At 61.4% G+C, this 11,862-nt stretch carries 13 protein-coding genes; 7 read left to right on the forward strand and 6 right to left on the reverse strand.

Annotated elements, in window-relative coordinates; translation table 11 throughout:
• Window position 1 precedes the first annotated feature (1 nt).
• From BEK68_RS20930 to BEK68_RS20955, 6 genes are read right to left on the reverse strand one after another with little or no spacing between them, the layout of a single operon-like run.
• Window positions 2-1,072 carry a type IV secretion system protein gene (locus tag BEK68_RS20930; RefSeq protein ID WP_012435620.1) on the reverse strand — a complete coding sequence of 357 codons (1,071 nt, stop codon included), beginning with the start codon at window positions 1,070-1,072 and terminating at the stop codon, window positions 2-4.
• 11 nt (window positions 1,073-1,083) lie between these two features.
• Window positions 1,084-1,875 carry a conjugal transfer protein TrbJ gene (locus tag BEK68_RS20935; RefSeq protein ID WP_012435621.1) on the reverse strand — a complete coding sequence of 264 codons (792 nt, stop codon included), beginning with the start codon at window positions 1,873-1,875 and terminating at the stop codon, window positions 1,084-1,086.
• 56 nt (window positions 1,876-1,931) lie between these two features.
• Window positions 1,932-4,379 (reverse strand): VirB4 family type IV secretion system protein, encoded by a 2,448-nt coding sequence (locus BEK68_RS20940; protein WP_012435622.1) that lies wholly within the window; start codon window positions 4,377-4,379, stop codon window positions 1,932-1,934.
• Window positions 4,373-4,702 (reverse strand): VirB3 family type IV secretion system protein, encoded by a 330-nt coding sequence (locus tag BEK68_RS20945; RefSeq protein WP_012435623.1) that lies wholly within the window; start codon window positions 4,700-4,702, stop codon window positions 4,373-4,375. The genes BEK68_RS20940 and BEK68_RS20945 overlap by 7 nt, the downstream gene beginning before the upstream one ends.
• 2 nt (window positions 4,703-4,704) lie before the next feature.
• A complete protein-coding gene (locus tag BEK68_RS20950) occupies window positions 4,705-5,049 on the reverse strand; it encodes a hypothetical protein (protein WP_012435624.1) in 345 nt (114 codons plus the stop codon).
• Between the two features lie 12 nt (window positions 5,050-5,061).
• Window positions 5,062-6,048, reverse strand: a complete 987-nt coding sequence (locus tag BEK68_RS20955; RefSeq protein WP_235202026.1) for a CpaF family protein — start codon at window positions 6,046-6,048, stop codon at window positions 5,062-5,064.
• Between BEK68_RS20955 and BEK68_RS26285 the strand changes: the two genes are divergently transcribed.
• The 7 genes from BEK68_RS26285 (at window position 5,974) to BEK68_RS20985 (ending at window position 11,859) form a co-directional block, all read left to right on the forward strand.
• On the forward strand, window positions 5,974-6,240 hold the full coding sequence (locus tag BEK68_RS26285; RefSeq protein ID WP_235202027.1) for a hypothetical protein: 267 nt from the start codon (window positions 5,974-5,976) through the stop codon (window positions 6,238-6,240). The genes BEK68_RS20955 and BEK68_RS26285 overlap by 75 nt on opposite strands.
• 292 nt (window positions 6,241-6,532) lie before the next feature.
• Window positions 6,533-7,246, forward strand: a complete 714-nt coding sequence (locus BEK68_RS20960; protein WP_012435626.1) for a type IV secretion system protein — start codon at window positions 6,533-6,535, stop codon at window positions 7,244-7,246.
• On the forward strand, window positions 7,243-8,124 hold the full coding sequence (locus BEK68_RS20965) for a TrbG/VirB9 family P-type conjugative transfer protein (protein WP_012435627.1): 882 nt from the start codon (window positions 7,243-7,245) through the stop codon (window positions 8,122-8,124). Before BEK68_RS20960 ends, BEK68_RS20965 begins: the two co-directional genes overlap by 4 nt.
• 10 nt (window positions 8,125-8,134) lie before the next feature.
• Window positions 8,135-9,346, forward strand: a complete 1,212-nt coding sequence (locus BEK68_RS20970) for a TrbI/VirB10 family protein (RefSeq protein ID WP_012435628.1) — start codon at window positions 8,135-8,137, stop codon at window positions 9,344-9,346.
• A gap of 19 nt (window positions 9,347-9,365) precedes the next feature.
• Window positions 9,366-10,139, forward strand: a complete 774-nt coding sequence (locus BEK68_RS20975) for a lytic transglycosylase (RefSeq protein ID WP_012435629.1) — start codon at window positions 9,366-9,368, stop codon at window positions 10,137-10,139.
• Window positions 10,136-11,386, forward strand: coding sequence for a hypothetical protein (locus tag BEK68_RS20980; protein WP_012435630.1), 1,251 nt, complete (start codon window positions 10,136-10,138; stop codon window positions 11,384-11,386). Before BEK68_RS20975 ends, BEK68_RS20980 begins: the two co-directional genes overlap by 4 nt.
• On the forward strand, window positions 11,383-11,859 hold the full coding sequence (locus BEK68_RS20985; protein WP_012435631.1) for a lytic transglycosylase domain-containing protein: 477 nt from the start codon (window positions 11,383-11,385) through the stop codon (window positions 11,857-11,859). Before BEK68_RS20980 ends, BEK68_RS20985 begins: the two co-directional genes overlap by 4 nt.
• The last annotated feature ends 3 nt before the right edge of the window (window positions 11,860-11,862 follow it).

Genomic DNA, 11,862 nt, shown 5'->3' on the forward strand with positions numbered 1-11,862 from the left:
GTCAGCCCGCCATGCGCTTGCCAAGGCCCCACGCCGCCTTGATGCCGCCCTTTACGGCCCCGCCGCTGATGCCGGCACCATTGCCAAACAGCTTGCCTGCAATGCTCGGAATCTCGAACGAAATGAACAGCAGGAAGATGCTCAGCACGAGCGCATAACAGGCGCCCGCCATCGTGTCGGTACCGATCGAGTTCACGTCACCGAGTGAAGATGCGAACGACGCGGTCACCAGCTTCGACATGATTGCCGCGACCACTGCATACAGAGAGCCGGACACCATGTAGTCAAACCAGGCGAGGAAGTATTTGCGCGTGAATTCGGAAAAACCCAGGGCGACCGCGAGCTGGCCGACGACGATGCCGATGGCCACCTGAATTTGACCGAGCGAGATGTAGAAGTTGTAGATCACCGATGTCGCCACCGTCACGGCGAAGGCAAGCAGCAGGGGGATCAGGGCCAGGGCCACCCCAATCTTCTGGTACCAGGTCGCGGCATTCAGGGCATTGCCGTAGGAGTCCCACAAATTGCCGGCCGTCGTGGCCAACGTCGCACCGGGCGAAAGGTCGCCGCCGGCGATGGACGTGGCCATGGTGTTGAAGTACTGGTAGATGCCTGGCGCGAACCGCTCGTATCCCACATAGATCGCGGCGAATATCCCGAGCGTCGCCATCTCTTCCAGGAAGTTCGTCCACGCGGTGACGGGGTGGTGAGCGCCAGCGAAGCGCATTGCCGCCAGGACAATGGTGATGATGCCCAGCGCCGCCGCGAACTTGGCGGCTTCTGGGGTAATCGTGTGACTGATACCGACCGCGGCATTGATGACCTGCGCCGTCGAATCGGTGAACTTCTTGAGCGCGCTAGAGATGGCTTCCCCGACCGCGCCTTTCGGCCCGGCGAGGTTGGGACCGGATTGGTTATCCGCGCCTGACCCCGCAGAGCCGGTGGGAGACGGCGTCGAGGGTGTCGTGACAGGGAAGGTCGCGTCTGCCTGCGCCGTTGCACCTGTCGACAACGCCGCGAGGCAGACCAGCAACGCTATGCGCATCAGGCCCATCAGTCGAGGAAAGCTCATCTGTGCCACTCTCACTGGGCGGTGCTGCTGCGCGTGTACACGGACTGGCGCAGCTTCTGGAGCTGAGCGTCCTGGCTGGAGATCACGCTCTGCATGGCCGCCGTTTTTTCTTCCGTGTCGGCGTTCTCCTTCCGGTCTTTCACGGCGTCAGCCTGCACCTTGGTGCCAATCAGCTTGATGAGGTCGGCGTTCTGGCTGGAGAGCAGGTCCAGGTATTGATTGGTGGTCTGGGCGGTGGCCTGCGCCGTCGGGCTCAGCGTCATCTGTGACTGCAGGTCCTGACGACGTTGGGCCAGATGCGCGATGTTCTTGGCGACGTCGGTGCCGGCATCGAACAAGGCTTGCGCCGTCTTATTCCCAGAGGTCAGGAGCGTGCGTTGGTCCTCGAACCATTGCGCGGGCGACTTGCCGGACACCACCACCAGGCCGTTCACCTTGTCCAAGAAGCTCGCATCGCTGGAGACTGCCCCGTAAAGCTGCTGGAGCACTTGGCCGTAGTCCGAGTAGCGCTTCACGTCCGCCAGGATCGAGTCGATCTGCGCTTGGTTCTTGATGTCATCAAGGCCCACAGCCTGCTGGAGCTGGTTCAGCATCATCTTGTACTGGTAGATGATGTTGGTGTTCTCGTACACCTCGGTCTTCAACGCTTGCGCCGCGCTGATGGTGTTCTTGAGGAAGTTAGCGGCATCGAACACCGGCCAGCCGGAGGCATGGGCGGGGCTCGACAGCACGACGGCGGATGCGGCCACGACGAATGTGCCGCGCATCTTTCGCAAAGTTGCAGAGAATGTGGTCTTGAGCATGGGTGGCTCCTTCGATTGAGAGATGGCGCAACGCAGCGCCGTGGTACGACTTCGGCTTAGGCGGCCAGAAGTTCACGCACGTAGCGGTCCTCCCAGCCATCGCCCTGCATGTAGTGCTTGTCGAAAACCGCTTGCGCCTTGCCGTCGGAGCGCAGCCGGGCAACCATCTCAGGCTTGAAGTCCGTCTGGAGCATGCGCGACGTGGTCCGGGTGACCCACAGGTAGTCGCGGTTCGGCACGGCGTCGTTGATCATTTGCACCTGGTCGACGGTCAGGCCGAACGTGTCGCAGTACAGGTTCTTGCTGGTATTGGCGAGGCTGTTGGGCAGGTAGATGAAGTTCGCGATGGTTTCCTTCAGCACCTCGAAGTCGGTAATCCGCGCGATCTGGCGCAGCGACTGTGTTGCCATCCACACGGCACCGTTGAGCTTGCGGATGGTGGTCAGCCACGTTTCCAAGCGCCTGTAGAAGCGTTCGTACTTGAAGAAGAAGCCCGCCTCTTCAATCTCGATCAGCGTGAATCGCTGACCATCCATGCTCTTGCTGATCCGGAAGAAGGCGTAGTCTAGGAATAGAACCGCCGCGCGCTCGTAGTTGATGAGCAGCTCACCCATCTCGATGGTCAGGTCATCGCTGATTTGGAACGCGTCGTCGACGTTGTCGAAGAAGTCACCGTACTGACCACCCTTCATCCAGAGCTGCAGCCGCTCGCGCAGATCGGCGTGGATCAGTGTGGCGAAGAAGGACAGGGTCCATTGCTCGCGGCTATAGCCGGCCAGAATCTGAACCGCGTCGAAGATGTCCGTCTTCTGTGTGGGGGTGAGCCTGAATCCGTCTTCGTCCTCGATGGCCAAGATCAGCCATTCCGTCACGTAGGCGTGGTTCTCCGCCTCGCCGAGCAGGGACAGCGGGTTGCAGCGTGTGGCGGTCGCAAACTTACCGGTGACATCGATGAATTGACCACCACCGAGTTGCGTGGTGATGCGTGTCGACCGGTCCTTATCAAACCGGATGCGCCGGGGGTTATGGCGCCCCGACTGTGACATGAGGAAATTCAGGAATACCGACTTACCGGCACCGATCGGGCCGATCACGAAGAGGTGGCCATTGCCCCCGGGCTCGTGCATGTCGACGCGCTGGGCAGTCAGGTGGCGTGTCGGCAAGCAGGTGAGTGGTGGCATCTCCTTGCCGGCCTTGTCCGAGAGCCAGTCGTTGCGGGTCGGCCCCGGATTGATCGTACAAATCGGGGCGACGTCCGACACGGCCGGTGTTTCGACAAATTGCAGGCGCCGCTGGTTGTCCCAACGACCGGGCAGCGTGCAGTTCCAGGCGGGCATCAGGTTCGTACCTTCACGAATCGTGCCGAACCCCGCGTTACTGATGGCGCCAACGACCAGACTGACCGCGTCCGAGCATTCCTCTTCGGTGTTGCCGTAGACGATGACGGAGATGTTGGCGAAGCCATGCTGCTGACCATCCGCGGTCAGCCGGCGAAGTGCCTGACCCGCCTCGTCGGCGAGCTGTTCCCGGCCCTCATCGTTCTCCTGTTCTTCCTTGGCAGCGAACTGCTTCAGAATCTTCCACAGGTTGAAGCTCGCCATCTTGTAGAAGCTGCGGATCTTCTCGATGTAGACGTTGGCCTTGGAGTTGTCCAAGAAGCGGTAGAGGACGCAGACGTCCAGCTCAACATCGAGCTTCGTCAGGACGTCCAGCGCCGCTTCTTGGAAGCCGAGCCATTCCTTGACGGCGACCACGGCCGCGTAGCGCATTCCATGCGCCGACTCAAAGAGCAGTTGCTCGGCACCCGGCGTCACGATCGACTCGGTGAGGTGGGTGTCCAGCAGCGTCATCGGGAAGCGAATCCTGCGTGGCGGCACCGATGGGTTCGCCGCTTGATGCAGAAGTGCCATGGACTCCTGCAGCATCTGCCGTTTGAGCCCGATCTTGGTGTTGCCGCCAACAAACGCATCGAGCATGCCTTCGAAGCGCTTGGCATCGGCCTGCGTCTTGGCAAGATCGAATGCGAACGCGTTGCGCGCGAGGAACGTGTCCTTTAGCGACTCGAATAACGCCGCGACCAGCCCCTTGCCGCCCACCGTGACGTGGTAGCTGATCTTTTCGAAGATCTTGTCCAGGCCGGATGCGGGCGTGTAGCTGAGCGCGAGCGAGTGCGTGTTCTGGTAGAACTTGCCCGATGACATGTTGGCCCGATTGAGCTCGTCGATCTTGGCGTCATGAGCACTGGCGAACTCGCCGGCGATGTAGTCGTGTGCGCGGCGGTGCTTGATGCGCCACCACGCAGTGATGCGACCGTCCAGGCTGCGGCAGGCCTGATCGAGCTGATCCCGAGCGGATGTGATCTCACTCTTGTTGGGGTGGTCCGCGTCAACGCCCCCCAGCCCGTAGGTGGCCAGCAAACTGCCATCCTTGCCGAGCACCAGCGAGGGCGTGATAAAGGTGAGCCAGGGAGCGATTTCCTGGATGGGCCGTTTTTTCTTCAGCATGGCAGATCACTGTCGAACCCGTAGGGCCGGCGAAAGCGCGCGCCGAGCTTGCCGTGCCAGGGGCCTGGCTCGTACAAGTCGCCATAGCGGTCATAGACCATCAGGATTTGGTTCCACCACGGGTCCTTGTTGGTCAGCCAACGCAGCGCCATGTGAACCACCATGCCGAGCGCGAGGAATCCACAGATAAACTGCCAACCCGCCCGGTAGGTGATGTAGACCAGCACTGCGGTGAGCGTGCCGTTGGCAATGGCGAAGCCACGCACGACACCACCGATCATGCGAGGCAGTGACAGCGAGCGACTAACCTTGTGCTGGCGCATGGTTAGACGAACGTGCAGTACGTGGCGGAGATGCCGAACTTCTGCAGCAGCGGGATACAAGCCGCTGCAATGCCGATACCGATACCAATCGTCGAGACGAATTTGACGATGGTGGATTCGGACTGCGCGATGGCGATTGCACCGATCACGATCACAATCACGCCGCCCGCGAGCAGGTAGCCGCTCTTGACGAAGTTCGCGATCATGCAAACGAAACCGGACAGAGAGGCCAATTCGTCGGCGCGGGCCTCCGCCCCATAGAGCAGGGTGGTGATGGCAACGGCTTGTGCCACCGTGCCGCGCCAGGTGGTTGCGCGTTTGAGCAGGCGCTGGACTGCTTGGATCATGATGAAACCCCCTTAGAAAACACGTTTGATGACGTAGTCGTTGTTTGCGTAGCCCTGGATCTCCAGAATCTCGGAGACGTGCCGCATCTCGCCCGTGCGCCGCATGTGCACGACGTAGTGGAAGCAGTCGGCGATGAGCTTGCGCATGTCGCTCAGATCCCATCGCGAGCCGAGCGGGATGCCGAGCATGGCGAGGCTCTCCAGGCGGGAGAGCGCAGTGCGGCCGTTGTTGGCGTGCAGGGAGCCCATCCCGCCGTCGTGGCCGGTATTGAGGGCTTGAATGAAGTCGAAGGCCTCGCCGCCACGCACCTCGCCAACCAGCACACGGTCGGGACGAAAACGCAGGCTCAGCGCGACCAATTGCTGGGTCGTGACCTTCTTGTCGGGATTCGAAAGAAGACGAACGCAGTTCGGGACGCTTAGCTTCAGTTCCTGGGTGTCCTCGATGGAGATGATTCGCTCTTCGTGTGGAATCTCGCCAACGAGCGCGTTGAGAAAGGTGGTTTTGCCGGACGATGTGCCACCGGCGACGAGCACGTTCTTGCGCTGCCGCACCATGGTCGACAGCGCGTGCGCGAGCCCGTCGTCGGAGACGTCGGGCGGGAAGATGATCTGATCGTCGTCAGGGTTGCGCGCGACGGAAGAAGAGAACGCGCCCATCGCCGTGTAGTCGGAGAGCGTCAGGTTCTTTTCACGGTGACGGCGAATGCTGAGGGCGTGCCCGTCGATTGCGGTCGGGCGCATGACTGCGGCGATCCGCAGCCCCTTATGGCCGGCGTTGATGATCCCTTGATCGGTGCCTTTGACCGCCGATTTCTCAACCGACGAAGCCAGCGCGCGGATTGCGCCTTCAAGCTTCTTGGGCTCCAGCATGAGATCGAGACGCTCCAATCGGCCCTTGCGTTCAACCCACACGCTGTTGTGGTGATTGATCATGACTTCGGCCACGGTCGCCTCTTCAAGCACCGGTTGAATCGGCTTGAGCGATTCAAAGAACATCTTCACGGCGCTTTCTTCGAGCGGCGTGAGCTGATTGGAATAGGGGTCATGATTCGCGGTCATGGCGCTATTCTTTTGGAAAACGGATCAGGCCCTCGCGGCGAAAGCGGGGTCATTTTTTTCAGCTTTCGCGGAATGAATGCATTGGCGACGATGCAAGGCTCGAAGAGCTGGGGTGCTCAACTGCGCTAAGACCGTCTTGCTTGTCGCGCAGGACGTAGAACGACAATCCGGGGCGGATACCCGCGATGGACCAAAGTGCGGAAAGCCTCTATGCGGATGGGCGCTTTCCGGGGATTTATCCCGAACGCGGTAAACCAACGCGCGCTTTTTGGCACCCAAACTTCACTCCGTGAACGCGCTAGTCAGGTGGCTCACCGACTGACATGACATCGGTGAAAAGCTCGCAAATATCGCGGGGCTTTTGAATCAAGCGTCCGCATTCATTCCTGATTCAATTGTCGGCATCTAATTGGGTGCCGGAATGGGTCTTTTCAAAAGCAAGAAATCCGAACAAGCGAAGGTGCTTTCACCGCATCCCGGCATGTATGCGGAGAAAAGCATTGCCCAGGCCGTCTTCGATCAAACGACCGCGGTCAAGGTCGACCGCAACCATTGGAAGATCGCCTTCTTGATTGCGAGCTTGACGGCCCTGGTTGCCGTGGCGACGCGCGAGCCGGCACCTTCCGTGGTGAAGTCCTATGGCGTCAGCTCCGACGCCAACGGCCAGCCCCTGGTCAGAGTGCTGCAGCCCTACGAGCCGAAAGGACGTGACCTGACGGTCGGGTTCAAGGACCTCATCACGCGCTGGTTCACGATCGAACCGATGCTGACGCCGGTGGTCGAGGATGCGCGGATGTACAAGAGCATCAAGTCCGCGAAGGAGCAGATGGTTGGGACTGCACGCAAGCAGTTCGATCAATGGTTTGACGAGGACGCACCGTTCCGGGCCGTGACGTCCAGCCCGACGCTCACCCGCGAACCCGAAATCAAGAACATCGCGCCGCTGCCTGACAACACCGTCGCCGTCGAATTCATCGCGACGACGAACGAAGAAGGCCAGAAGCCCAAGCGCATGCGGTACGCGATCACGTTCCGCTACGAAATCAAGCCTCCCCAAAGTGATGCGGAGGCGCTGGGTCCGAATCCGTTCGGGATCTACCCAGTCTTCTTCACCCTCCAGAAGACCCCGGCATGACCATGTCCCTATTGCGCACAACTTCCTCGGCGCTCGCATGCGCTTGTCTCGCGCTGGCTGTTGTCGGAGGCGCGTGGGCTGCTGCCGAGCGCCCCGCGAAGCGCGCCGAACCTGTTATCCCCCCGCTGAACTTGGGATCAATGGCGGATGCCATGAACCCCATGAATCCGTTCAACGGTGGAGCGGAACCGCTGGCTATGCCGGGCGATTCCCGCCTCGTCGTCTTTACGTACAGCAAGGATCAGATTTATCGCGTCCTGACCGCGCCACTGAAGGGAACCACCATTGAGTTCCCGGACGATGAGCAGATCGTGTCGGAGCCGGCGTGGGGTGACAGCGTGCGCTGGGAATCGTCAACGGACAACGGCAATCATCTCTATCTCAAGCCGCACGCTGCCGGTCTGGTCAACACCCTGTCGGTGACCACAAACAAGCGCTCCTACGAGTTCACGCTGGTGTCGTCCCCCCTGGGCGGGATCTTCTACCAGAAGGTTCGCTTCCGCATCCCTGAGACCGTGATGGCCAAGATCAAGGCGCGGGCAGATGGCGAGGCACGCGAGCAGGGAGAGCGTCCGGCGAACACCGTCGGCGTTTCGCCGGACAAGCTCAACTTCGACTATTCGACGTCGGGAAGCGCGGACTTCAAGCCCGACGCTGTCTTTGATGACGGCAAGCTCATCTGGATGCGCATGCCCGCGACTGCCAGCGAGTGGCCCGTCGCGCTGGTGAAGGACGGAAGTGATTTCGTCGTAGCGAACTTCATTCGCCGAGGCGACTACCTCGTGCTGCAGCGCCTGGCAGAGACCGTGGCGCTTCGGTCGGGTAGCACGGAGGTGATCGTGCGCCGCGGCCGCGGTCGCTTCTTGGGTCTCTTCTAAAGGATCGGCCGTGGCTAAGCAGGTTGAGGACGTGACCGACGCTCGCGAGCGAGTCTCCAAGGGGAAGATCCCCAAAGGGATTATCTACGTCGCAGCAGGCATTGCTGCGGTGCTGATCGGCACGCTTGCCTTCTACTACCAGAGCAAAACCGACGCCGAAGTGAAAGAGGCGTCGGAGGAGCAGCGCGCGGAGAAGATGAAATCGCGGGCGACGGCGGGTGAGGCGTCGCAGAACCTCGGCCAGCAGATCCGTGCCCAGCAGCAGGCCGCCAAGGATGAGGCGTCCCGCCAAGAGGCCTCTGCGGTAAGAGCCGACTCCGGTCAGCGCGCACCGGTCATGTCGGCGAAAGACTTCACGACGGGCCGTCAGGGCACCGAGGTGATGGGGAAGAAGAATGAAGAGGACAGCATCTTTACTGCGCCGCTCTACAAGGCAGGCATGAACAAGGTGCGTGACAACGCACGCCCGAAAGTCGACCTTCAAGGTACGCTGGACCCTGCGTCCATGCGGGCGATGCAGCAGGCTGCCGCAGCGGCTGCCAACGCAACCGGCGCACCGCCTGCTGATGCTGCGCCCGTCAACAGCGATCAACAGTTTCTGAAACAGACAGCAGCAACGAAGTACGAGCGCACAGGTATTGCGGGCCGTTTGCCGAGTTGCACCGTATCCCAGGGCTTTGTGATTCCAGCGACGTTTGTCGGCGGCAACAACTCGGATAAGCCGGGCGAGTTTCGCGCGATGGTGTCGCAGAACGTATGGGACACGGTGGATGGCACCTGCCTCGCGATTCCGGCAGGTTCGATGCTGGTTGGGACTTACAGCAGCGACATCAGCATCGGGCAGGAGCGCCTTCTCGTGGCGTTCACCCGTCTGCAGCTCCCCAATAAGAAGTGGGTTCCTCTCGGCTCGATGCAGGGTGCCGACACCAATGGCTATTCCGGTGTGAGCGGGGACGTCAACAACCATTTCTTCAAGATCTTCTATGGCGCGGTTGTCATCGCCGTGCTGGAGCAACGCTTCAACAATCAGCAGACGGCGACGACCTCCAATTCGAACGGCCTGACTACTTACGGCAACGCGGCGGGCCAGGTCGCCACACAGACGGCGCAGACCATCCTGAACCGCAACCAGAACATTCGGCCGACCATCACCACGGAACCTGCCCAGAAGCTGTTGGTACAGGTCAAGCAAGACATCGTCCTGGAGCCGTACCGTGAATAGGGCGATTGGGCTTCTCCTGATGGCGGCCTGTGTGTCCGCGCACGCCGTGGTGGTCGATGCGGTGATTTCACCGACGGCCTACGTCGTGCGCGACGGTGGACAGGTTCGGCTGCAGACGCTTCCGGGCAAGCCGGTCTTGTACTGCGGCCTGGGCGCCTTCGAAACCTGGGCTCAGCGTTTGGTCGGCCAGGAGTTCCAGATCGGGTCCGCGCGACAGCCCGACGGAGTGACTCATGCCGAGACGCTTGTCAGCGTTGTTGCCGGTGCCGGGTGGCTGCGTCCCGCCTCGTTGGATGACGCGGGTCAAGCCGCCATCGTCGAGCGCAAGGGCGGTTGGGCCTGCGCACCGAAAGCCGCCCCCTTTGCGGAATTCAGTGATCGCGTCGATCCGACCATCCTGGCCGGCATTGCGCTGAACGAATCGTCGTATCAGGGGCGACCATGGCCGTGGACGTTGAACGTCGCGGGGCGTGGCTACTACTTCGCCACCCGAGACGATGCCTATGGTGCCATCCGCCGCCTGATCGAGGCGAAGCGGTGCGATTTCGATGTCGGAATCATGCAGGTGAACTGGTGCTACCACGGCCAGCGCTTCGCATCGCCCTGGGATGCCCTGTCGCCTGCATCGAACATCCGTGTCGCGGAAACCATCCTGCTCGAAAACCGGCAACGCAGCGGCTCTCCGATGAAGGCGGTCGCTTGGTATCACAGCGCTGACCCCGCGCGTGGAGGGCCCTACTTCGCCCGATTCCTGAACCACCTGAAGCGGCTGGACTCCGCCAATAGCCCATGACGAAGTTCCGACACCTCGCTTTGCTGCTGCCCGTTCTGTCCGTGCAGGCCTTCGCCGCAGACACCGATCCGCTGGATTTCGATTACCAGGTGGTGGCGCCATCCACGGCTCGCCCCGCGATGATCTTCAACGACGGGTCGAGCACGTACATTCAGCCGCGTGCCGGGCAGACCATCGTGGCCGACAACGGGCAATCATCCGGTCCGTACATCATGGTTGATGGTGTCCCCGACGTTCTGCACTTCACTGCGAACGGGCAAATGGTGACGGCGCGCTGGAAACGCTCCAACGCGATCACGCGCGAGCCGGCGAATCCGTCGGGGGACTTGCCCCATGGGTTCACTGGCTTCTCCGGCCGCATCGCGATGGTCGGCGAGCACGGCAATCTGCAACTCGTGCGTCCCGGGAGCGTCACGCAGCCGCTGGCGCAAATCGTCAAGGCGATAGCTCCCAGCGGTTGGACGGGGACCGCCCAAAAGACCATTGCGCTGACGGAGGAGACGACGTTCGTCACGCGGGATGCCGAGAACTGGCTTCAGGCGCTCGGGCGGTTGCTGGACCAGAAGGGTCTCTACGCGGAGGTCGACTTCGGCCGTCGCAACATCGCGCTGCGTGTTGAGCCGCCCAAGTCGATCGCCGTGGGCGTCGCGGTGGCTTCGTCCGATGCCAGCAACGGCGCGAATGTCGGCAACACAGGTGCGCCAGCAACGGTCCCAAACGATCAAGGCAGTGGTGACGGTGGCGTGGCCAGCTCGCTATTGGCCGAGGCGTTTGACGCGCAGGCCATCCGCGACACAAAGGCCGGGACGATTCAAATTCGCTTTGCGACGAAGCCTGAGGGTCTCCAGATCAGGAACAGCGAGGGCAGCAAGCAGGGCCTGACGTGGCTGGACGGTGATCGCGTGGTCGCGTTCGATACCGTGGATCGTTTCACCGTCTCTGCCGCGGGTAAGGCTGTCGAAGTTCGGCGAGCTGCTGAGATTCGCTATGACTTCGCGGCCGACAACGCAGCGGGCCTCGAATCGGTCTTCGAGAAGGACAACGCGACCTACCTCGTATTCCGAACTTCAAAGGCCAATGTGAGCGCACGCAACGACAACGGCGAGGGCTCGGGCGAACTGAAGGACCGCTACTTCAAGTTCAACGGAATCGCTGAGCGCTTGACTGTGGTGGCCGACGGCCGCTCAGTGATCGTGGAACGTGTCCCTGAAGTGCGCTTCTACGAGCGCAAGGCGAGGGTGGAATGAGCGGATCACGACTCCGAGTGCGAGACGTGAGCGGTGCGAAAAGGCTGTTCGCTTTTTTCGCACTTCTGCTGGCTCTTGCCAGTTTAGCGCGGGCGGATTGTCTCGACGACGCGGCCAATTACTACCGGCTCGATCCGACGCTCGTTCGCGCCATCGCGTGGCACGAGTCCGGCATGCGGCCGCTTGCTGTCAATCGCAACTCTAACGGCAGTGTTGACGTTGGCCTCATGCAGATCAACTCCTCCTGGTTTCCGACGCTGGCGCGTGTGGGCATTGCCCCTGAGCACTTGTGGAATCCCTGTGTTAACGCCTACGTCGGGGCGTGGATTCTGAGCTCGAACATCGCGCGCCTGGGGCCGAACTGGAAAGCCGTCGGCGCATACAACGCCACTTCACCGGACAAGCAGTTGCGCTACGCCAACCAAATCTACGCGCGCTGGCAGGCATTGCAGCGCGCTGGTGCCAGTCATTGACAC

It is taken from the genome of Ralstonia pickettii (assembly GCF_001699815.1).
Classification (GTDB): Bacteria; Pseudomonadota; Gammaproteobacteria; order Burkholderiales; family Burkholderiaceae; genus Ralstonia; species Ralstonia thomasii.